Annotated in this window: 25 protein-coding genes; 15 read left to right on the plus strand and 10 right to left on the minus strand. The window is 41.5% G+C overall.

From position 1 onward, the window contains the following. Positions 1-6: 6 nt before the first annotated feature. Together rplM and zapE are read right to left on the minus strand one after the other, a co-directional pair. Positions 7-435, minus strand: a complete 429-nt coding sequence (gene rplM / locus J8M01_RS16300; protein WP_010361380.1) for a 50S ribosomal protein L13 — start codon at positions 433-435, stop codon at positions 7-9. Positions 436-694: 259 nt separating this feature from the next. Then, positions 695-1,789: a cell division protein ZapE gene (gene zapE, locus J8M01_RS16305; protein WP_192506545.1), complete on the minus strand. Its 1,095-nt coding sequence runs from the start codon at positions 1,787-1,789 to the stop codon at positions 695-697. 154 nt (positions 1,790-1,943) lie between these two features. On the opposite strand from zapE, the gene J8M01_RS16310 reads away from it, so the two are divergent. The 3 genes from J8M01_RS16310 (at position 1,944) to J8M01_RS16320 (ending at position 5,071) form a co-directional block, all read left to right on the plus strand. Then, positions 1,944-2,402: a YhcB family protein gene (locus tag J8M01_RS16310; protein ID WP_192506327.1), complete on the plus strand. Its 459-nt coding sequence runs from the start codon at positions 1,944-1,946 to the stop codon at positions 2,400-2,402. 137 nt (positions 2,403-2,539) lie between these two features. Beyond that, positions 2,540-3,892: a DegQ family serine endoprotease gene (locus J8M01_RS16315; RefSeq protein ID WP_192506326.1), complete on the plus strand. Its 1,353-nt coding sequence runs from the start codon at positions 2,540-2,542 to the stop codon at positions 3,890-3,892. A gap of 93 nt (positions 3,893-3,985) precedes the next feature. Then, positions 3,986-5,071, plus strand: a complete 1,086-nt coding sequence (locus tag J8M01_RS16320; RefSeq protein ID WP_192506325.1) for a trypsin-like peptidase domain-containing protein — start codon at positions 3,986-3,988, stop codon at positions 5,069-5,071. A gap of 70 nt (positions 5,072-5,141) precedes the next feature. Here the strand turns inward: J8M01_RS16320 and murA are convergent, their stop codons facing one another. The 7 genes from murA to J8M01_RS16355 are packed head-to-tail and all read right to left on the minus strand — an operon-like array spanning position 5,142 to position 9,790. After that, complete coding sequence (gene murA / locus J8M01_RS16325) at positions 5,142-6,401, minus strand: UDP-N-acetylglucosamine 1-carboxyvinyltransferase (RefSeq protein WP_192506324.1); 1,260 nt, start codon at positions 6,399-6,401, stop codon at positions 5,142-5,144. A gap of 9 nt (positions 6,402-6,410) precedes the next feature. Beyond that, positions 6,411-6,668 (minus strand): BolA family iron metabolism protein IbaG, encoded by a 258-nt coding sequence (ibaG, locus tag J8M01_RS16330; protein WP_192506323.1) that lies wholly within the window; start codon positions 6,666-6,668, stop codon positions 6,411-6,413. Positions 6,669-6,673: 5 nt separating this feature from the next. After that, entirely contained in the window at positions 6,674-6,973 is a 300-nt protein-coding gene (locus J8M01_RS16335) for an STAS domain-containing protein (protein WP_192506322.1), read from the minus strand. Next, positions 6,960-7,637, minus strand: a complete 678-nt coding sequence (locus tag J8M01_RS16340; protein ID WP_210995988.1) for an ABC transporter substrate-binding protein — start codon at positions 7,635-7,637, stop codon at positions 6,960-6,962. The genes J8M01_RS16335 and J8M01_RS16340 overlap by 14 nt, the downstream gene beginning before the upstream one ends. A gap of 5 nt (positions 7,638-7,642) precedes the next feature. Further along, a complete protein-coding gene (gene mlaD, locus J8M01_RS16345; protein ID WP_192506321.1) occupies positions 7,643-8,191 on the minus strand; it encodes an outer membrane lipid asymmetry maintenance protein MlaD in 549 nt (182 codons plus the stop codon). A 16-nt stretch (positions 8,192-8,207) separates the two neighbouring features. Continuing rightward, positions 8,208-8,987, minus strand: coding sequence for a lipid asymmetry maintenance ABC transporter permease subunit MlaE (gene mlaE / locus J8M01_RS16350; RefSeq protein ID WP_192506320.1), 780 nt, complete (start codon positions 8,985-8,987; stop codon positions 8,208-8,210). Continuing rightward, positions 8,984-9,790: an ATP-binding cassette domain-containing protein gene (locus tag J8M01_RS16355; protein WP_210995842.1), complete on the minus strand. Its 807-nt coding sequence runs from the start codon at positions 9,788-9,790 to the stop codon at positions 8,984-8,986. The genes mlaE and J8M01_RS16355 overlap by 4 nt, the downstream gene beginning before the upstream one ends. Before the next feature lie 218 nt (positions 9,791-10,008). Here J8M01_RS16355 and J8M01_RS16360 point away from each other — a divergent pair, with 218 nt between their 5' ends. The 12 genes from J8M01_RS16360 to mgtE all read left to right on the plus strand — a co-directional run bounded on the left by J8M01_RS16360 (position 10,009) and on the right by mgtE (position 19,307). Continuing rightward, a complete protein-coding gene (locus J8M01_RS16360; RefSeq protein WP_192506318.1) occupies positions 10,009-10,971 on the plus strand; it encodes a calcium/sodium antiporter in 963 nt (320 codons plus the stop codon). A gap of 10 nt (positions 10,972-10,981) precedes the next feature. Next, on the plus strand, positions 10,982-11,953 hold the full coding sequence (locus J8M01_RS16365; RefSeq protein WP_211058682.1) for a KpsF/GutQ family sugar-phosphate isomerase: 972 nt from the start codon (positions 10,982-10,984) through the stop codon (positions 11,951-11,953). Continuing rightward, the gene (gene kdsC, locus J8M01_RS16370) at positions 11,953-12,504 is read left to right on the plus strand and encodes a 3-deoxy-manno-octulosonate-8-phosphatase KdsC (protein WP_211058683.1); all 552 of its coding nucleotides are present in this window, start codon (positions 11,953-11,955) and stop codon (positions 12,502-12,504) included. Before J8M01_RS16365 ends, kdsC begins: the two co-directional genes overlap by 1 nt. Next, entirely contained in the window at positions 12,501-13,055 is a 555-nt protein-coding gene (lptC, locus tag J8M01_RS16375; protein ID WP_192506315.1) for an LPS export ABC transporter periplasmic protein LptC, read from the plus strand. The genes kdsC and lptC overlap by 4 nt, the downstream gene beginning before the upstream one ends. Then, positions 13,045-13,569, plus strand: a complete 525-nt coding sequence (gene lptA, locus J8M01_RS16380) for a lipopolysaccharide transport periplasmic protein LptA (protein ID WP_210995838.1) — start codon at positions 13,045-13,047, stop codon at positions 13,567-13,569. Before lptC ends, lptA begins: the two co-directional genes overlap by 11 nt. Positions 13,570-13,572: 3 nt before the next feature. Next, positions 13,573-14,298 carry an LPS export ABC transporter ATP-binding protein gene (gene lptB, locus J8M01_RS16385; RefSeq protein WP_192506313.1) on the plus strand — a complete coding sequence of 242 codons (726 nt, stop codon included), beginning with the start codon at positions 13,573-13,575 and terminating at the stop codon, positions 14,296-14,298. Between the two features lie 56 nt (positions 14,299-14,354). Then, positions 14,355-15,857 (plus strand): RNA polymerase factor sigma-54, encoded by a 1,503-nt coding sequence (locus J8M01_RS16390; protein WP_192506312.1) that lies wholly within the window; start codon positions 14,355-14,357, stop codon positions 15,855-15,857. A gap of 28 nt (positions 15,858-15,885) precedes the next feature. After that, positions 15,886-16,173, plus strand: coding sequence for a ribosome hibernation promoting factor (gene hpf, locus J8M01_RS16395; protein WP_010361359.1), 288 nt, complete (start codon positions 15,886-15,888; stop codon positions 16,171-16,173). Between the two features lie 2 nt (positions 16,174-16,175). Beyond that, complete coding sequence (locus tag J8M01_RS16400) at positions 16,176-16,628, plus strand: PTS sugar transporter subunit IIA (RefSeq protein WP_192506311.1); 453 nt, start codon at positions 16,176-16,178, stop codon at positions 16,626-16,628. 16 nt (positions 16,629-16,644) lie between these two features. Next, on the plus strand, positions 16,645-17,490 hold the full coding sequence (gene rapZ / locus J8M01_RS16405; RefSeq protein WP_192506310.1) for an RNase adapter RapZ: 846 nt from the start codon (positions 16,645-16,647) through the stop codon (positions 17,488-17,490). 4 nt (positions 17,491-17,494) lie between these two features. Beyond that, the gene (locus J8M01_RS16410; protein ID WP_192506543.1) at positions 17,495-17,767 is read left to right on the plus strand and encodes an HPr family phosphocarrier protein; all 273 of its coding nucleotides are present in this window, start codon (positions 17,495-17,497) and stop codon (positions 17,765-17,767) included. Positions 17,768-17,948: 181 nt separating this feature from the next. Continuing rightward, the gene (gene mgtE, locus J8M01_RS16415; RefSeq protein WP_192506309.1) at positions 17,949-19,307 is read left to right on the plus strand and encodes a magnesium transporter; all 1,359 of its coding nucleotides are present in this window, start codon (positions 17,949-17,951) and stop codon (positions 19,305-19,307) included. Between the two features lie 51 nt (positions 19,308-19,358). On the opposite strand, the gene pmbA is transcribed toward mgtE, so the two are convergent. After that, on the minus strand, positions 19,359-20,708 hold the full coding sequence (gene pmbA / locus J8M01_RS16420) for a metalloprotease PmbA (RefSeq protein ID WP_211058684.1): 1,350 nt from the start codon (positions 20,706-20,708) through the stop codon (positions 19,359-19,361). Positions 20,709-20,740: the final 32 nt, after the last annotated feature.

Genomic DNA, 20,740 nt, shown 5'->3' on the forward strand with positions numbered 1-20,740 from the left:
TGCTCCTTAAATGTCTAGAACCTGCGGCTGTTGTGCCGCGTGGTTGTGCTCATTACCAACGTAAACTTTAAGCTTACGGTACATTTCACGACCTAGAGGGCCGCGAGGTAACATGCCTTTAACCGCTTTCTCAATAATCATTTCAGGCTTAGCAGCTTGAAGCTTATCGAAAGTTACAGACTTAAGTCCACCTGGGAAACCAGAGTGTGCGTAGTACACTTTATTTTTGAATTTGTTACCAGTTACAGTAACTTTTTCAGCGTTGATAACGATGATATAATCACCAGTATCTACGTGTGGAGTGTATTCAGCTTTATGCTTTCCGCGTAGGCGACTAGCGATTTCAGTAGCGATACGACCTAAAGTTTTACCTTCAGCGTCAACTACGTACCAGTCACGTTTTACTGTATCTGGTTTAGCAACAAACGTTTTCATCTAAAAAATCCAATGTTTTCAATTAAAACCACAGATAACCAAAATGGTTATCGCTTTACTATATAGTGCTTTAACCCCTTCGAGTTGAAGACTTTTTGCCGCTCAAGTCAGTGGCTAAGCCGACGAGGGCAATAGAACGCAACGTGGCAGGCCGCGGATTATAGCAACTCATAAGGAGATTGACTAGCGCGCGATTGTTTTTTCCACAAAAAAATTGCTTTTCGTTGGTTTCACCCGTTACGATGGCTTGATCATTGAACTAGGCGAGATGTTCACGCGCCAAATAATCAAGCGATTGCATTTCTTGTAAACGACTGATACACCGTTTGAACTCAAACTCGAGTGTGCCCGTAGAATACAACTCTGTGATAGGTGCTTGTGCCGATATGATAAGCGTCACATTTCGCTCATAAAACTCATCTACTAACGCAATAAAACGCCGAGCGGCATCGTCATTCTGTTGGCTCAATTGCTTTACATTGGATAAAATCACGGTGTTATATAGACGACTAATTTCCATATAATCCACTTGTGAGCGCGCAGTTTCACACAACTGTGTAAAATCAAACATGACAATACAGTCTGACACTTTGCGCGTGTTAATTAAGCGTCCTTCAATTTCAATGGCCTCATCCACTCGCCCAGGCTCTGGAGATAACTTATCAAAATAAGCAAACAAATTATCATCCGCTTTTTTGTCTAAGGGACTATGAAATATTTCAGCTTGTTCAAGTGTACGTAATCGGTAATCAATACCTGAGTCCACATTCACGACTTCAGTATTGGCGTTGACAAGCTCTATTGCAGGTAAAAATCGCGCGCGTTGCAGGCCATTTCGATATAAATCATCAGGTACAATATTTGAGGTAGCCACCAAAACTATATCACGAGCAAAAAGCGCCTGCATCAAGCCTCCTAGTAACATCGCATCGGTGATATCTTGCACAAAAAATTCATCAAAACATATAATATCAGTTTCTTTTTTAAAAATATCAGCAACGACTTCAAGTGGATTTTTAACATCTTGAAGTTTTTTTAATTCATCGTGAACACGATGCATAAAACGGTGAAAATGCACGCGCATTTTTCTCTCGCTGGGCAATGCTTCAAAAAACGTATCAACTAAATATGTTTTCCCTCGGCCAACACCTCCCCAAAAATACAATCCTTTAATTTTTTTTGGCTCTGGTTTCTTAGCAAAAATACGAGATAGAAAACTGCCCGAAGGGGCGACTGGTTGGGCGCATAAATCATCATACAAACGTTGCAAATGCTTAACCGCATTTTCTTGTGCACTGTCATACTGGAAATCTTCCGTTTGTAGGTCTTGTTGATATTTTTGCCAAGGAGTCATCATTTTTTACACTGTTAACCGTTTTTATTTGTTCTCTATATTAACACGCAACCAATCTACGCGTATATTGAACAACTAGGTAGATTTTATTCTTATCGCAAATATACGGTTCTAATTTTTTAACTGAGACTGCGATAATTCATAGGAGAGAAATATGACAACCATCGTTTGGTTAGGACTTTTGATTATTACAGGTGTTGTTAGTTTTTTTATTGGTGCTCAAGTCACTAGAAAACAATTGAAACAAACGGAATTAGAACAGCAAGCTATTCAAGCAAAAAGTGAATTAGAACAATATCGTCAAGATGTCTCTGATCACTTAGCCAGTACAAAAAAACTGATGAGCAAGATGCAAGAAAGCTACACGCAACTATTTAGCCATGTAGAACAAACAGATCAAGTGCTATTAACTGAAAAGCCAACTCACCCAAGTGAGCCATTCTTTTCCAAAGAAACAACAGAGCAGCTTCATGCCTCTCTAAAAAGCCGGCCTGAACGCAGAAGAGCAAATAATCGCTCTGATGACTCTGCACAACCCGTTGACTATGTAGAAGGCGAATCGGGTATTTTTTCTGGTGAAAGTTTAGAAAATGAGCAAACAAAAGTATCTTGATGAACTTTTTTTTGGCCCCATAGTCAGTAAGTACAGATAACCAAATAGCGAATTGACGTTGGTCCGATAATTATGTGGTAATTATGTTCCAATGTCTTTTCAATAACTAACTGCTTTTTTCGGAGTACTTATTGACTATGAAATTGAAATTCTCGTTATTATCAGCGGCACTTTTATCTTCAACTTTCTTATTAAATCCCAGTGTCTCTTTCGCTAAATTGCCTGTTGCTGTTGATGGCCAAACCTTACCGACCCTAGCCCCTATGCTAGAGCGTGTTACCCCAGGGGTCGTTAGCATCCAAGTTTCTGGCGCAAAAGAAGTGCGTCGCCGCGTTGACCCATTTGATTATTTTTTTGGCCAACCTCAACCTCGCAGCCAAAAGCGTCAATTCAGTGGATTAGGTTCAGGTGTCATCATTGATGCAAGTGAAGGTTATGTCGTCACCAATAACCATGTGATTGCTGATGCTGAAAAAATCATTGTTACTTTAGAAGATGGTAGAGAATTTGATGCTAAATTAGTTGGCACTGACAAAGAGTCTGACATTGCATTATTAGAGATTGAATCAGAAGAACTTACAGAAGTAAAACTCGCGAACTCCGATGTACTGCGGGTTGGGGACTTTGCTGTCGCTATCGGCAACCCATTCGGATTGAGCCATACGGTTACATCAGGGATTGTAAGTGCGCTTGGTCGAAGTGGTTTAAACATTGAAGGGTATGAAGACTTTATACAAACCGATGCAGCAATTAACCAAGGAAACTCTGGTGGTGCTTTAGTTAACTTAAAAGGCGAACTAATTGGTATTAATACTGCGATTTTAGGAGCATCTGGTGGCAATGTGGGCATTGGTTTTGCTATCCCTTCCAATATGATGAAGAACTTAGTTGACCAAATAGTGGAGTTTGGTCAGGTTAGGCGTGGCTCTCTCGGTATTCAAGGTAGGACATTAGATGCAGGTATTGCTAAAGCACAAGGCTTTGATGTAAAACAAGGGGCTTATGTTGCACAAGTTGTCAATGATTCTGCAGCCAGTGAAGCTGGGATATTAGCAAATGACGTTATTGTGTCAGTCAATGGTGACGATATTCAAAGTTTCGCCGAATTGGCAAGTAAAATTGCAACCATCGGAGAGGGACGTACCGTCAAAGTGGGAGTCTACCGCGATGGGAAAACCCGTTCGATTAACGTCACGCTCAAAGGACAAGGTGAACTACAAGCCCAAGCCGATAAAGTCCATCCTATGTTGCGCGGCGCAGTGCTTGAAAGCGGAGAACGTGAGGGGAATAAAGGCGTGATAGTTTCATCAGTGGAAGCTCGCTCTCCCGCTGCACGCGTTGGATTAGAAGAAGGCGATGTAATTATGCAAGTGAATCGACAACGGATTGACAGCATCCGAGAAATGGGCAGCTTAATTGAGGACATCCAAGGAAATATCGTCCTCGGCATTAAAAGAGGTCGCGACTCGGTATTTCTTTTAATTCAATAATCACTTTTTCAATAAAAAAACACAGTGGTTCTTGCCGCTGTGTTTTTATTTGTGCCATCATAAACAATAAATAAATATAAATAGATTACGACTGTGCTTAAACTACTTCGCTTTATTATGCCGCCATTGCTAGCAGGCCTCGGCATTGCTTTTTTAATCATTTGGTTCACGCCAAACTTACGCAGCGCAGTGCTGCCTAAAATTGATGTATCAAGCCGATATAGTAATACTCATATGAGCTTTGCAGATGCGGTTGAAAAAGCCTCCCCCGCTGTAGTCACTATTTTTTCTGAAGGGATCACCTCTGTCCCTAGGTTTAAGCGTGCAAATACCACACAAGAGCTCGGATCTGGCGTCATCATGTCAAACGACGGTTACATATTAACAAACTACCACGTGGTCAATAATGCAGATCAAATCATGGTCATTTTAACTGACGGACGTATTTTCAATGAAGTTCAAGTGATTGGTTTTGATACAGTAACTGACTTAGCCTTATTAAAAATTGATGAGCAACACCTTCCCGTTATTCCAATGGATGACACTTTCAATCCTCGAGTTGGTGATGTTGTCTTAGCGATTGGTAATCCACTAAATTTGGGTCAAACTATTACTCAAGGTGTGATCAGCGCAACGGGGAAGAAACTGACGCCGGACAATTCTTATAGCAGCCTATTACAAATGGATGCGGCCGTGAATGTCGGCAACTCAGGCGGCGCATTAATAAATTCAAATGGCACATTGGTCGGGCTCACTTCAGCCCAATTTAGAACTCGCTATAATATCGACATTCAAGGGATTTCCTTTGCGATTCCCTACTCACTTGCTAAAGAAGTCATGGAGAAATTAAAACGTGATGGCAGAGTGGTTCGCGGATACCTTGGATTCACCGGAAATGCGGTCGATAGCACGGGTAAAGTCGTTACTGACTTATACACCAAAGTGGTTGGGCTCAGAGTTAATAACATAGACCCCTTAGGGCCTGCATGGCAATCAGGTATGCAAGATAATGACATCATTGTCAAAGTTGCAGGTAATGCTGTCACCAACCCGCAGCAAACACTTAAATTTATTGGTAACACTCGCCCTGGCACCATATTAGAGTTCGAAGCATACCGAAATACCGAGCTATTAACTTTTCAAGTCACAGTTGCAAAACTTGAAAGCAGAACCCAGTAGCGGTTTATATATAATAACCCAAGAAAAAAGCGAGCTTAAGCTCGCTTTTTTCTTAATCACTCAGAAAGTGTTAATTGTGCTTTCTTTTAATATTAGCACCAAGCTTACTTAGCTTATCTTCGATTCTTTGATAGCCGCGGTCAACATGATAGATGCGATCAACCACTGTTTCACCGCTAGCTACTATCCCTGTCAATATCAAGCTTGCAGAAGCTCGCAGGTCTGTTGCCATGACTTGCGCACCACTTAGTTTATCGGTTTCACCACAGATCGCTGTATTGCCCTCTAAACGAATATTTGCGCCCATTCTTTGCAGCTCAGGCACATGCATAAAACGGTTCTCAAAAATAGTTTCAGTGATAGTTGCACTACCCTGCGCAACAACATTCAATGCGGTAAATTGTGCTTGCATATCCGTCGGGAACCCTGGGTGTGGCATTGTCTTAATGTTTACAGCCTGCAACGCACGCTGTCGCATATCAACATAAATACTGTCTGCAGTCACTTCCACCAATGCATTCGCAGCTCTAAGCTTTTCTAACACAGGCTCTAAACTCGTGTGATCCGTGCTCTTACACAAGACTTCGCCCTTCGCCATCGCCGCGGCAACTAAGAAAGTCCCCGTTTCAATTCGATCTGGTAGGATTCTATGTTCGCACCCTAAGAGCTGCTCGACACCCTGCACCTCAATGCGACTAGTACCAGCCCCTTTGATATTCGCCCCCATAGCAATCAAGCACTCAGCTAAATTGACTATTTCAGGCTCTTGAGCTGCATTTTCTAAAACCGTTACGCCGTCAGCCAATGTTGCCGCCATCAACAGGTTTTCTGTCGCCCCAACACTCACCATTTCCATATATATTTCAGCGCCCTGTAAGCGCCCGCTCGACTTAGCATTGATATAACCATTTTCAACAGTTATTTCGGCCCCCATACGCTCTAAGCCTTTAATATGAATATCAACAGGCCTAGCACCGATTGCACAGCCTCCAGGTAAAGACACCTGAGCTTCACCGAAACGAGCCAGTAAAGGCCCCAAAGCAAGTACTGATGCACGCATTTGCTTTACAAGCTCATAGGGAGCAAGCACTTTATCAACACGACTACCATCTACTTCAAGTACACTTCCTTGCCAAGCAACACCAGCACCTAGTGTCTTCAGAAGCGCTTCCGTTGTGCCTATATCACGTAATTGAGGGACATTGCTAAAACGGCTTTTACCATTTGCTAGTAATGCAGCAAATAAAATGGGCAATGCAGCGTTTTTTGCACCTGATATTGTGACTTCACCTGCTAAAGTAGTGCCACCTTGGATAATAAACTGATCCATCGAGGCCTCTTATTGTGGAAGGATAAACTTACGTTCTCTTTGCCACTCCGTTGGCGTAAATGCTTTAATACTTACAGCATGAATCGTCCCATCTGAAATCGTATCCATCAGTGGTCCATATACTAACTGCTGTTTTTTAACGCGGCTAAGCCCATCAAAACATGCTCCAACGGCAATCACTTCATAATGACTTCCATTCGCTTTAACTACCACTTCATCAAGCGACAGCGCCTCTTTTAATAATGTTTCGACTTCGTTTATTTCCATTATATTCACTCAAATAAGGTTGAAACCTGACCCAATGCCATCAAATTGCGCAATTGTTCAGGTATATTCTTAAGCTCAAGACGTTTATCTTGTTGCTGCAATTTACCTAAAGAGTGAATTAACCAAGCTAAGCCCGCTGTGTCAACCCTTGATACGTTAGAAAGGTCAAAATAGAGGGTTGATTGGGCACTTTCTAACTGTCGGTTAAGAAGTCGTTCATCTGTTAAGCTATTTCTTGTCAATTCACCATTGACATAAATGATGCCATCACTTTGTGATTTAAAGTGAACGTTAGTTGCTGCCATCATCCCCCCTAAATTGTACCGGAAGTCGACTTTTCTTATCGAGCAACTGAATCACATGCTCAATACCCTGCTGACGTAAAATACCGTGCAGTTCTGTTTGCTTAGCATCCAACAAACTAATACCTTCCGCCATCATGTCATAAGCTCGCCATTCATTATTTTTCCCTTTACGCACTTTAAAGTCGATACGAATATCAGGTTTACCTGCTTCAATTATCTTCGTTTTAACGATTGCGACATCATCTTTTGAAAAGTCTTTTACGGCCCCAAATTCTACTTTCTGATCTGTGTATTGAGTAAATACGCCAGCATACGTTGCGACTAAGTAACGTTGAAAAACATCAATAAAAGTACGCACATGTTTAATTGCTTGTGCTTTATCTTCTTTATTTTCCATTGTACGAATTTTTTGTATGTAGCTTCCCAACACTCGATAAGCGGCATATTTATAATCAATATACGGCATCAGCTCCTCTTGCACGATCACCCGTAGGTGCTCTTTATTTTTTTGCACCTTTTCTTGATCTCGCGCCACGCGCTTAAATGTGTTATCAGCAACTTGTTGCACCATGCTATAAGGGTCACTTAAATCAACTTTAGCAAGGCTTTGCATACTAACCATTGCCAATAACCCTGCAAATACGCAAATCCACTTACGAAGCATCATCATTATTCACTACCTTGGTTAAATAAGAATTGACCGATTAACTCTTCCAATACCAGTGCTGATTTTGTATCTGTGATTAAATCTCCGTTTCTCAGAGCTTTACTTTCAACTCCAAATAAGTCTTCTAGCTCATCAGAAGCATCATCATGCGCAACCTCATACCCAAAACAAGACTGACGAGCCGACTCTGAAGCAATCACCGGAGAAATGCCTAAATACTGCTCACCTAAAATCCCCGATGTTAAAATTGACACTGAGGTTGTGTCTGAAAACTGACACTCATAATTTGCATCTATCGTCATATTGACCACAGGCACAAACTCTTGAGGGTGAATGCTAATACCTTCAACTCGACCAATAACAACCCCACCGACTTTAATTGGTGCTCTGGCTTTTAAGGAGCCGATATTTTCAAATTTAGCGTTTAATGTGTATGTTTCACCACTACCGCTAATACCTGAATTCGCCACTTTCAGTGCAAGTACCGCAAATGCCAGCACGCCTAAAGCAACAAACAATCCAACTAAAATTTCTATTTTCCGTGTATTCATGACGATTTAAAACCTTTTAACCTGAAAACATGACAGCAGTGAGTAAGAAATCAAACCCAAGCACTGCCAATGAAGAATGTACAACCGTTTCTGTTGTTGCTTTACTGATCCCTTCTGATGTGGGGATACAGTCATAGCCTTTATAAAGTGCGATCCAAGTCACTACCAATGCAAAAACAAAACTCTTAATAATACCATTGAGAATATCTTTTTCGAACGACACTTGTGCTTGCATGATCGACCAGAAACTACCAGAATCAACGCCTAACCAATCAACACCAACCAAATGCGCACCTAAAATGGCCACTGCGGAAAATATCAAAGCAAGCAATGGCATACTAATAAATCCAGCCCAAAACCGAGGAGCGATAACACGCTTTAATGGGTCAATAGCCATCATCTCTAAACTAGAAAGTTGCTCTGTTGCTTTCATCAAACCGATTTCAGCCGTTAAAGCACTGCCCGCTCTTCCGGCAAAAAGCAATGCCGTTACTACCGGACCCAGTTCTCGTAATAAACTCAATGCGACCAAAGGTCCTAAGCTATCCTCCGCACCATAGCCAACCAACACAGTATAGCCTTGTAACGCCAAAACCATGCCAATGAAGAGTCCTGAAACCATGATAATTAAAAGTGACTGGTGACCAATCATATAAAGCTGGCGGATAAGCAGCGGGGTGCCCTTTCTTATATTTGGCATGTTAACCAATGCGCCAAATAACATGCTAGTCGAGCGTCCTAACGATGCAAATCGACTCAGTGTTTTATGACCTAACTTCTGAAAAAAGTTAATCACACAGCACCTCCGTTCAATAGCTCTTGATCATAAGGGTTTGCAGGTTGGTGAAATGGCACCGGTCCGTCAGATAAACCTTGTAAGAATTGCTGAACTAGCGGAGAACGATGAGCAAGCATTTCTTGCGCTGTACCACTTCCAATAACCCCTTGTTCCGCAATAATAATTACGTGTTCGGCAATACTTAATACCTCAGTTACATCATGAGTCACGATAAGTGACGACAATCCGAGCACTTCGTTTAAGGATTTAATTAACTTGACCAAGACCCCCATTGAAATAGGATCTTGTCCAGCAAAAGGTTCATCATACATAATTAATTCAGGGTCCAATGCAATCGCTCTCGCGAGTGCAACACGACGTGCCATCCCTCCGGACAACTCTGATGGCATTAAGTCACGAGCCCCACGTAATCCGACGGCTTGCAATTTCATTAATACAACTAAGCGGATCAATTCTTCATTTAATGTAGTATGTTCACGCAACGGAAAAGCGATATTATCAAAAACAGACATATCTGTGAAAAGTGCGCCACTTTGAAAAAGCATACTCATATTCTTGCGTGCATCATACAATGCAGCACGTGTCATACTGGGAATGCTCTTGCCTTCAAATAAAATATCCCCACTATCAGGCTTGAGTTGACCGCCAATCAAACGTAGCATCGTTGTCTTACCAATACCACTGGGGCCCATAATCGCCGTAATCTTCCCTTTTGGTACCGAGAAACTCATATTCTTATAGATGGTCTTTTCACCACGTGAAAATGTCACATCCTTGATCTCAACTATTGCTTGCGACAAGTCGCTCTCCACATCTAGTTTGACTAATTATGTCATAATACGATTTTTTGCCGCCCGAGGGAAAATACATTTCGTAAAATTTTGTAATATAACATGTCTCTTTCAATGTTACCGAGCCCCCTTGCTATCAATATGAACAACCTCCTTTTATTTATACTTTTTTTGTCGCATTTGTTACTATTTGCATCAATGACACTTTATCACTTGGCATAATTTTAATGGTTCTATCTTTTATTGTCCTCATTCTTGGTTTTGCAGCTCTAGTCTGGAGTGCTGATCGTTTTGTTTTTGGCGCGGCTGCACTCGCTCGTAACTTTGGAGTACCAACATTGATAGTCGGCTTAACAGTCGTAGCAATGGGCTCATCAGCACCTGAAATGATGGTAGCAGGTCAAGCGGCTTTGGCTAATAAAACGGATACAGCTGTTGGCAACGCGATAGGCTCAAATATCGCAAACATTTTACTCGTATTAGGGATCACTGCGTTATTACGTCCTTTATCTGTTAGTTCAGGGATCCTCAAGCGTGAAATGCCGTTACTTGTCATTGTCTCATTAGCAGCGTGGTTCATCGTAAGCGATAATTACTTCAGTTTGATTGAAGGTTCCCTACTATTAGTCGGCTTTGTACTATTTTTACTGACGTTAATCATCATCACAAAACAAACAGGCAATCAAAACGACCCCCTAGTTAATGAAGCTTGTGACGAAGTACCTGAAAATATCCCTACGAAGAAAGCAGTATTTTGGTTAGTCGTTGGTATGGTATTGTTACCCGTCAGCTCACACTACCTTGTTGGTTCAGCTGTAGATATCGCAAAATTTTTTGGCATGAGCGACTTATTAATTGGGCTAACAATCATAGCGATCGGAACCAGTTTGCCTGAACTTGCTGCATGTATTGCTGGCGTATTAAAAAAAGAAGATGACCTCGCTCTTGGTAACATCATCGGCTCTAATATCTTTAACATACTCGCGGTTTTATCCATTGCAGGCATTTTAAACCCAGCTTCTCTAGATTTGAATATTGCACAGCGAGACATCTATATCATGTTAGCAGCCACTGTCGCGCTTATTCTTATGAGCCTAAGTTTCACAGGGTCTCGACAAATAAATCGTATAGAAGGAGGGCTATTATTAGCCGCTTTCATTAGCTATATGTATTACATTATTTCATTCTAGGAAGTCACTGATGAGCCAAATAAATTTTTCTAAGACTGCACGACAAGTGATCAAAATTGAGCGCCAAGCTATAGATGAAATCACGCAGTATATCGATGAGAGCTTTGAAGCTGGCTGTGAAACTATCTTTAATTGTATCGGTAGAACGATAGTCATTGGCATGGGAAAATCAGGTCACATTGGGAATAAGATTGCAGCCACATTTGCCAGTACTGGTACCCCCGCTTTTTTTGTTCACCCTGGAGAAGCCAGTCATGGTGATTTAGGCATGATCACCAAAGAAGATGTTGTCCTGCTGATCTCTAATTCAGGTGAAACGAGCGAAATATTGAGTATCATACCTGTGATTAAGCGCATTGGCGCAAAAACGATCGCGATGACCGGTAATTCGCACTCAACCATTGCTAAGTTAGCCGATGTACATTTATGTATTGCCGTATCGAAAGAAGCCTGCCCATTAGGACTTGCTCCAACAGCTAGTACAACAGCAACATTGGTAATGGGTGATGCACTCGCCGTCGCTTTGTTAGAGGCTAGAGGCTTTACAGCCGATGATTTTGCACTTTCTCACCCTGGTGGTGCATTAGGGAAAAGACTATTACTGACCATCGATGACATCATGCACAAAGGCGCCGAAGTACCCGTAGTGACTGTTCAAGACACGGTAAAAGCTGCGCTTTTCGAGATGTCAGCCAAAGGATTAGGAATGACAGCCGTAATTAACTCTGAATCTCGCTTATGTGGTATTTTTACAGATGGGGATTTAAGGCGAATCATTGAACAAAGAATTGATTTACATAACGCACTCATTAGCGAGGTAATGACTAAAAGCTGTGCAACCGTACATGCAAATATTCTTGCAGCTGAAGCATTGAATATAATGGAAACGAAACGAATTAATGGTTTAATTGTCATAGATGATAACCACTACCCGGTCGGTGCTTTAAATACGCAAGATTTACTACGAGCAGGAGTTTTATAATGCAATTCTCAGACTTATATCAACCTATCAGTAATGTTGCGTACAGCAAGGCTGCTAATATTAAGCTACTGATATGTGATATTGATGGCGTTTTTTCTGACGGTCGGATTTACCTTGGCAACAACGGTGAAGAATTAAAAGCATTTAATACAAAAGATGGGTTTGGCATCAAAGCTCTAATCAATAGTGGCGTGCAAGTTGCCGTTATTACTGGCCGGCATTCACAGATTGTTCAGCAAAGAATGACTAGCTTAAACGTACAGCATATTTATCAAGGCCAAGAAAATAAACTGCAGGCATATGACACACTAAAGCAAGCATTAGATTTACAAGATGAAGACATCGCTTATATCGGAGATGATGGCCCTGATTTGCCCGTCATGCAATTAGTGGGCTTTTCAGTTGCAGTTAACGATGCCCACCCTCTTATAAAGCGCGTTGCGCATTATACAACCATGTTACCTGGAGGGTTTGGTGCTGTACGTGAATTAACCGATTTGATTATGTTAGCACAAGGTCACTCGTTAGGTACCACTGGAACAAGCACATGACCATAAATCGAATTGCATTATTGATTATCTTTTCAATGATTATGGGATGGTTGTGGTACCCTTACTTCACCCACCCCCCCTCATCAGAAAACGGTACCAGTGATGTCATTGCTAAGCCAGATTATATAGCAACACAATTACAACAAACAATTTATGATGAAACGGGTATTCGTAGCCATACAGTAACTGCGGATAAAATGGAATTATATCAAGAGCTTGGCTTTAGCCATTTTGAAGCACCTATTTTTACTTTATATAACGGGCCTAAAAACTGGAAAATCACAGCAACTGAAGCCACATTATACGAAAATAACATACTCATTTTGGAAGGTAATGTTGTGGCGCAAAATCTAACAGATAAAGCCATGATTACACATATCAACGCGGACCATATTCGAGTTGAAATTATCAATAAACTAATGCAATCGGAGCAACCGGTAGAAATCACAGGTCCAGACTTACTCATCACAGGTAAAGGTCTGCACGCCGATTTAAATACCGATGTTATAGAGCTAATTAACCATACTAGAACCATTTATTATGACCAATAGATTAATAGTCACCGTAGCCTTTATTGGGCTTACATTCAGCAGCGCGCTTGCGGCCAACAATAATGACTTTGCATCACAAGTATCAATTAAAGCAGGCAAGCAAACCGCACAATTAAAAACCAACATTGGTATTTTTGAACAAAATGTTGAAATTATACATGGTAATAGACAAATTAACGCTGATCGCCTAGAAGTGCATAGACGGGCTGAATTAGGAGAAAATAAACAACTGCTTGTCGCTACAGGTAATCCAGCGCGTTTTACCGAGACACAAGCTGATGGCACCGTATTAAGTGCCACGGCGAGTGAGGTTCGATATGATGTAGCGAATAAAAAGCTGACAATCAAAGGTGATGCAGAAATTAACCAAGCAGGCCAAATCATAAAAGCACAATCCATAATTTACGATATGGATAAACAATTAATAAATGCTGAAAAAGGTAATGAAAATACTGGCCGAGTGCACACAATTCTAGTCCCAGAAAAAAAATCGAATAAAGAACAAGGCAAATAATAAATGAGTACTTTGACTGCAACCGCTTTGGCTAAAAGCTACAAAGGACGACAAGTCGTAAAAAATGTCAGCCTTGCCGTCGAGGCAGGCAGTATTGTTGGCTTGCTAGGCCCCAACGGGGCAGGTAAAACGACCAGTTTTTATATGATTGTTGGATTAGTGCCAAGCGATAACGGTACCGTAACCATTGATGACCACGATATCACCCTGTTACCGATGCACAGTCGAGCAAGGCTAGGCATAGGTTATTTACCGCAAGAATCTTCCATCTTTCGAAAGTTAACCGTTTACCAGAACTTAATGGCTATTTTAGAAACTCGTAATGAACTGAGTAAACCTGATCGAGAGCAAATTCTTAATGAATTATTAGATGAATTCAACATCCAACATATACGTACAAGTCAAGGTATGGCATTGTCAGGAGGTGAACGTCGAAGAGTCGAAATTGCTCGCGCTTTAGCCGCAAACCCAAAATTTATCCTGTTAGATGAGCCTTTTGCTGGTGTTGACCCAATTTCGGTGTTAGATATAAAGAAAATTATCGAACATTTAAAAAAACGCGGTATAGGTGTTCTGATCACAGATCATAATGTACGAGAAACACTTGATGTGTGCGAAAAAGCATACATAGTTTCACATGGTGAATTAATTGCATCAGGTACTCCAGAACACGTGCTAGCCGATCAAACTGTTCGAGATGTCTACCTAGGTGAACAATTCAGGCTATAGTTATAGTATCTAGGTAATTTTAATAATTGATTAATAGAAAGGATTGTTAGAGATACATGAGGCAATCGTTACAGCTGCGCATGGGTCAGCAATTAACCATGACACCCCAATTACAACAGGCTATCCGCTTGTTGCAATTGAGCACGCTAGATCTCCAACAAGAAATCCAAGAAGCCTTGGACAGCAACCCATTACTGGAAGTTGAAGAATCAGAGCATGAAAACGACAACGAAAATATAGAAAAAGAACATAAAGAGCTCTCGAAAGAAGAATCTAATTCAGACAGTATTGAAGAAGCTCCAGTCAGTGACTATGAGCTTGATGCAGACGCGGCTATGAGTAAAGACACTGTTAGCGAAGAACTTGCGATGGATGTCACATGGGATGAATACATGAGTGCTGCACCAGCAACAAGCAGCGGCCCTATGCCTGAAGACGAAAACATGTACCAAGGCGCAACCACCGAATCGCTCCATGAATACTTAATGTGGCAACTAGAACTGACCCCGTTTAGTGATACTGATAGAGGGATCGCTGTCGCCATTGTGGAAGCCGTGGATGATGGTGGTTTATTAACCTTATCGACCGATGAAATCTTAGAAAGCCTTAATGACGAGAGTTCAGAAGATGCCATTGAACTTGATGAAATTGAGGCTGTCCTGAAACGCATTCAATTATTTGACCCCGTCGGCATTGCTGCTCGTAGCTTGCAAGAATGTTTATGTATCCAGCTTAATCAGTTTGATAAAAGTACACCTTGGCTGGAGCATACTAAACACGTGCTCACCGAACACATTGACTTACTTGCAAGTCGAGACTATCGAACGCTCATGAAAAAGACTAAGCTGAAAGAGTCCGATTTAAAAGAAGTTATGACTCTAATACACAGCTTAAATCCAAAACCTGCGGCCAGTATCATCCGCGAAGAGTCTGAATATGTCATACCTGATGTCTCTGTGAAAAAAGTGAAAGGCCGATGGTTAGTTGAATTAAACCCTGATTCAATGCCGAAAATTAGAGTCAATGATCACTATGCGGCGATGTCTCGTTCAATGAAATCAAGCACTGATAGTCAATTTATTCGCTCGCATTTACAAGAAGCTAAATGGTTTATTAAAAGCTTAGAAAGCCGCAATGATACGTTAATGAAAGTAACTAATTGCATTGTGCAGCAACAACAGGCATTCTTTGAACATGGCCCTGAAGCAATGAAACCTATGGTGCTAAATGATGTGGCTGAAATGGTAGAGATGCATGAATCCACTATTTCACGTGTCACAACACAAAAATATATGCACACACCTAGGGGCATTTTTGAGTTGAAATATTTCTTCTCGAGCCATGTGAGTACCGAAAACGGAGGTGAATGCTCTTCCACAGCGATTAGAGCATTGATCAAAAAGCTCATTGCCGCCGAAAATACTGCTAAGCCATTAAGTGATAGCAAAATTGCGGATATATTGGCAGAGCAAGGAATCAAAGTGGCCCGACGTACGATAGCAAAATATCGGGAGTCGTTAGCCATTCCACCGTCGAATCAGCGTAAAAGCTTGATATAAGACGTAATACCAAAGAAGGAAAATGCTTATGCAACTAAATTTAACTGGTCGTCACGTAGAAGTAACTGAATCACTAAGAGACTATGTCAACACCAAGTTTGCGAAGCTAGAAAGGCACTTTGATCATATCAATAATGTGCATGTGATTTTAGATGTTGAAAAACTCGTACAAAAAGCCGAAGCGACCTTACACTTAAGCGGAGCAGAAGTATTTGCCTCTACCGAGCATCAAGATATGTATGCTGCTATTGATGGTTTGGTTGACAAGCTAGACAGACAAGTAATCAAACACAAAGAAAAGCTTACTCGACATTAACCATGAAACTTAGCTCAATAATCAACAAGGACTGCAGTAAAGCTGCGGTCCTTTTTAATAGCAAAAAACGTATTCTCGAATACGTTAGCGAACTTACACATGAACAGTTACCCCACCTAGAACAGCATGATGTTTTATCTGCGCTCATGTCACGAGAGAAGCTAGGCAGTACTGGAATTGGTAAAGGCATCGCTATTCCACATGGCAGAATGCAAGGTATCGAACAAGTTTTTGCGATGATATTAGTTAGTAAAAAATCGGTTCCATTCGATGCCATAGACAATCGTCCAGTCGATATTTTTGTTGCACTCATTGTACCTGAAGGTGATAATCAACAGCATCTGAAAACACTCGCTGCAATTGCTGAAAGCTTAAAAGATAAAGAGTTCTGTAAGCAATTGAGACATGCCAGCAATGATACCGAGCTCTATAGTATTATTAAGGCTCAAGATTAGTAAATAGGGGATAATTGTGGAATTAATCATTATTAGTGGTCGCTCTGGTTCTGGGAAGTCCGTTGCATTAAGAGTGTTAGAAGATTTAGGCTACTATTGTGTTGACAATATTCCGGTCAATTTACTTCCGTCTTTGGTTAGAAGCGTGTCTGAGAGCTATGACAAAATTGCAGTCAGTATTGATGTGCGTAACTTGCCAAAACAACAGCAAGAGTTCAACGATATTCTTGAGTATTTACCAGGGTTTGCTAATCCGATATTATTTTACTTGGACAGTGATGATCAAACATTGATCAAACGCTTTTCTGAAACTCGCAGGCTACACCCACTCTCTATAAATAACTTACCGTTAGATCTAGCCATTAAAGAAGAAAAGCAGCTATTGGATGTACTGATCACCAGTGCCGATGTATTTATTGATACAACCGACCTCAGTGTCCACCAGTTAGCTGAATCTATCCGTGAGCGGATTTTAGGTAAAAAAGATAAACAACTAATTATTACCTTTTTATCTTTTGGCTTTAAACACGGCATGCCAAAAGATGCTGATTATGTGTTTGATGCACGCTTCCTGCCTAACCCTCATTGGGAACCAGAACTAAAACCACTAACGGGCTTAGATCAACCCGTTCAAGAGTATTTAGCTGGGCATAGCATCGTACAAAAATTCACTTGGCAAATTCAAACTTTTGTACAAACGTGGTTACCTCATCTTGAACGTAATAACCGCAGTTATCTTACCATCGCTATCGGCTGTACAGGCGGGCAACATCGCTCTGTGTATTTAGCGCAAACAATTGGAGAAAGTTTTCAACGATCTCATCCAAATGTTCAGATCCGTCATCGTGAGCAAAACAATTAATACAATGTGTTATGAGGATACTTTCTTAATTCAGAATAAGTGTGGTCTGCATGCCAGAGCCGCAACAGTACTGGCACAACTGGCCATCAAGTTCGACGCAAAAATTACCTTATACCAAGATGATAGAGAAGCTGCTGGCGACAGTGTTTTGGCATTACTTTTGTTAGAAAGTAGCCAAGGGAAATACGTAAGGATCAAGTGCGAAGGGCCTGATGCTCAATCTGCCTTAAACGCGATTGGTACCTTGATAGAACAAAAATTTCACGAGCAAGAATAACTTTCCAAGCACAAGAAGTTAATATTATTACCTCTCTCTCACATGGCAACACACTCTAAAGTACGTTAAACTCTCAAGCCAAAGGCTGCGTACCTCTGCACCACTCAATTTCTTATTATATAGTATAAAATCACCTGGGTACGCGTAAAGATACTAACAAAACAACATAATTAGGACGCCTATGCCTGAAGCGCTTGAACAAGATTATACGCTACAACAACTCCAGCAAGTCACGCTTGCGCTTAATAGTGGACAATTTGTTCAAGTCAGGCGAATTTTAGCAGAAACAGCTCCATGTGATACGGCCCTATTACTTGAGTCTTCACCGCACAAAGTCCGTACCCAGCTTTGGAAGCTGGTCGACCCTGATATACAAGGTGACGTACTGGAAGAACTGTCTGAAGATGTGCGTCTTGGCATTATCGCAAAAATGGACCCTGAGCTTATTGCCGCCGCTACGGAAGATATGGGTGATGATGACTTAGGAGAAGTACTACGGGGCTTACCTGATACCATCTACCTCGACGTTGTCGGTAGTATGGACACACAAGATCGTGAACGTGCCACTCAAGCGCTATCGTATCAAGAACGCTCTGCTGGCGCACTGATGAACAGCGATACAGTCACAATCCGAGCTGATGTGTCATTAGATGTTGTATTACGCTACTTGCGGTTGAAAGGCGAGCTACCAGACGGCACTGATGATTTATATGTAGTAGATAAAGACAACTGCTTTATCGGTGCTATGCCATTGAGTACACTGTTAACCAACCCGCCGGATAAACTGGTTCATGACCTCATGGACGAAGATAAAGAATCGATCCCTATTTCAATGGATGAAACCGAAGTCGCACAACTATTTGAGCGTCATAATTGGATTTCTGCGGCGGTTGTCGATGATAATAACCACCTACTAGGGCGAATTACAATTGATGACATCGTCGATGTTATTCGAGAGGATGCGGAACATAGTCTTCTCAGTATGGCTGGTTTAGATGACGAAGAAGACACCTTTGCGCCTGTTTTACAAAGTAGTCGCCGCCGTTCGATTTGGTTAGGGATCAACCTATTAACCGCGCTTCTAGCTGCTTTTGTTGCAAGCTTTTTCGAGAATACACTCGATATTTTACCCGTTCTTGCGGTCCTAAACGGGATAGTTCCTAGCATGGGTGGAGTGGCTGGTAGCCAAACTCTAACACTTGTTATTCGAGGGATTGCTCTTGGCCATATTAATCAAACTAATCAACGGTTTATTCTCGGAAAAGAGTTAGCCATTGGCGCTTTAAATGGTTTGCTTTGGTCATTATTGATAGCTGGTGTTGTTGCACTATGGAAATGGGATTTCACACTCGGTGCTGTTATCGCCTTTGCGATGTTTATGAACTTACTTGCCGCTGGTATCGCTGGTGCGAGTATCCCAATAATTCTTAAAAGAATGAAAATAGACCCTGCTTTAGCGGGGAGCGTAGTACTTACAACCGTAACTGATATTGTCGGTATATTTGCTTTTCTAGGCACAGCGACTTGGTTTTTAACTTAAAACTCAAGGTTTAAAGGCACTAAATCGGCCTTTAAACCTTGTCCAACAGGCTTACTCCCCTGCCACCTGTATCGATTCAATAAGCACTGAGCCGGTTTGCACACTCCCTCGCACTTCTATATCGCCTCCTATTGCTTGAACACCTTTAAACATATCTTTTAGATTACCAGCGATGGTGATTTCACTTACGGGATATTGAATTTGACCATTTTCAACCCAAAAACCAGCTGCTCCACGTGAATAATCACCAGTCACCGTGTTAACTCCTTGACCCATTAATTCTGTTACCAATAAACCTGTACCCATTGTTTTTAACACAGCACATAAGTCATCATGTGTCCGTTGTACTAACCAATTATGGATCCCCCCCGCATGTCCTGTCGCCGTCATGCCTAACTTACGAGCCGCGTAGCTAGCCATTAAATAGGTCTGTAATTCACCACCATGAATAATATCGCGATCTTGAGTTATCACCCCTTCGCTATCAAAAGGGCTTGATGCTAACCCTTTTAATAAATGGGGGCGTTCCTTAATTGAAACACACGAATTAAAGATCTGAGTATGCAAACTGTCGAGCAAGAAGGTTGATTTTCGGTATAAAGCGCCACCGCCAATGGCTGACACTAAGTGCCCAAATAAGCTATTAGCAATGTCAGCGCGAAATACGACAGGCGTTTTCATTGTTTGTATTTTTCGGCTATTTAATTTAGCAAGCGTAGATTCAGCAGCTTCAATACCCACTGATTCTGCCACTTTTAACCCATTTTTCTCTCGAGAAATTGTATATGCAGAATCCCGCTGCATCTGCTCACCATCTTGTCCGATAACCATCGTACTTAATGTGTGACGAGTACGAGGAAAACCTGCCACCAACCCATGACTGTTACCATAAACTCGTAAACCTTGATGGCTAGCAAAACTTGCACCATCAGAATTGACTATGCGCTTATCAAATTCTAACGCTGCTTTTTCAGCGTCTAAGCAAAACTCTATACCTTCTTCTGGGGATACATCCCACGGGTGATACAAATCAAGATCTGGTGGTGACATTTCTAATAACGCTTTGTCTGCCACACCATTGCAAGGGTCGTCTGAGGTAAACTTGGCAATATCAACCGCTTTTTCTACTACTGAACGCAATGCTTTGGGACTCAAATCGGCAGTTGATGCACTCCCTTTATGATTACCAACATAAACACTGATCCCCAAGCCTCCATCTTGATTAAATTCAATCGTATCAACTTCGCCCATGCGAGTACTTACTGATAAACCGGAGGTACTTGACATTGCAGCTTCAGCAGCCGTCGCACCTAACTTTTTCGCATGTGTAAGGGCTTCTGACACAGCCTGCTTTACGTCATCAATTTGTTGATAAATGGGATCTTGTTGGGTTTTGCTCATGGGCATTTTCTCTGATAAGTTATTGCTTTATA

The sequence above is a fragment of the Pseudoalteromonas sp. MMG005 genome (genome assembly GCF_018101015.1).
Lineage (GTDB): Bacteria > Pseudomonadota > Gammaproteobacteria > Enterobacterales > Alteromonadaceae > Pseudoalteromonas > Pseudoalteromonas aurantia.

Excerpts from the sequence above, each read along its gene's own strand:
- lptA (WP_210995838.1), top strand. The coding sequence starts at position 13,045 with ATGACCAATAGATTAATAGTCACCGTAGCCTTTATTGGGCTTACATTC.
- J8M01_RS16400 (WP_192506311.1), top strand. The coding sequence starts at position 16,176 with ATGAAACTTAGCTCAATAATCAACAAGGACTGCAGTAAAGCTGCGGTC.
- J8M01_RS16340 (WP_210995988.1), bottom strand. The coding sequence starts at position 7,637 with ATGCTTCGTAAGTGGATTTGCGTATTTGCAGGGTTATTGGCAATGGTT.
- lptB (WP_192506313.1), top strand. The coding sequence starts at position 13,573 with ATGAGTACTTTGACTGCAACCGCTTTGGCTAAAAGCTACAAAGGACGA.
- J8M01_RS16360 (WP_192506318.1), top strand. The coding sequence starts at position 10,009 with ATGGTTCTATCTTTTATTGTCCTCATTCTTGGTTTTGCAGCTCTAGTC.
- J8M01_RS16410 (WP_192506543.1), top strand. The coding sequence starts at position 17,495 with ATGTGTTATGAGGATACTTTCTTAATTCAGAATAAGTGTGGTCTGCAT.
- murA (WP_192506324.1), bottom strand. The coding sequence starts at position 6,401 with ATGGATCAGTTTATTATCCAAGGTGGCACTACTTTAGCAGGTGAAGTC.
- zapE (WP_192506545.1), bottom strand. The coding sequence starts at position 1,789 with ATGACTCCTTGGCAAAAATATCAACAAGACCTACAAACGGAAGATTTC.
- J8M01_RS16365 (WP_211058682.1), top strand. The coding sequence starts at position 10,982 with ATGAGCCAAATAAATTTTTCTAAGACTGCACGACAAGTGATCAAAATT.
- kdsC (WP_211058683.1), top strand. The coding sequence starts at position 11,953 with ATGCAATTCTCAGACTTATATCAACCTATCAGTAATGTTGCGTACAGC.
- lptC (WP_192506315.1), top strand. The coding sequence starts at position 12,501 with ATGACCATAAATCGAATTGCATTATTGATTATCTTTTCAATGATTATG.
- rplM (WP_010361380.1), bottom strand. The coding sequence starts at position 435 with ATGAAAACGTTTGTTGCTAAACCAGATACAGTAAAACGTGACTGGTAC.
- mlaD (WP_192506321.1), bottom strand. The coding sequence starts at position 8,191 with ATGAATACACGGAAAATAGAAATTTTAGTTGGATTGTTTGTTGCTTTA.
- mgtE (WP_192506309.1), top strand. The coding sequence starts at position 17,949 with ATGCCTGAAGCGCTTGAACAAGATTATACGCTACAACAACTCCAGCAA.
- J8M01_RS16390 (WP_192506312.1), top strand. The coding sequence starts at position 14,355 with ATGAGGCAATCGTTACAGCTGCGCATGGGTCAGCAATTAACCATGACA.
- J8M01_RS16335 (WP_192506322.1), bottom strand. The coding sequence starts at position 6,973 with ATGGCAGCAACTAACGTTCACTTTAAATCACAAAGTGATGGCATCATT.
- ibaG (WP_192506323.1), bottom strand. The coding sequence starts at position 6,668 with ATGGAAATAAACGAAGTCGAAACATTATTAAAAGAGGCGCTGTCGCTT.
- J8M01_RS16315 (WP_192506326.1), top strand. The coding sequence starts at position 2,540 with ATGAAATTGAAATTCTCGTTATTATCAGCGGCACTTTTATCTTCAACT.
- J8M01_RS16310 (WP_192506327.1), top strand. The coding sequence starts at position 1,944 with ATGACAACCATCGTTTGGTTAGGACTTTTGATTATTACAGGTGTTGTT.
- pmbA (WP_211058684.1), bottom strand. The coding sequence starts at position 20,708 with ATGAGCAAAACCCAACAAGATCCCATTTATCAACAAATTGATGACGTA.
- hpf (WP_010361359.1), top strand. The coding sequence starts at position 15,886 with ATGCAACTAAATTTAACTGGTCGTCACGTAGAAGTAACTGAATCACTA.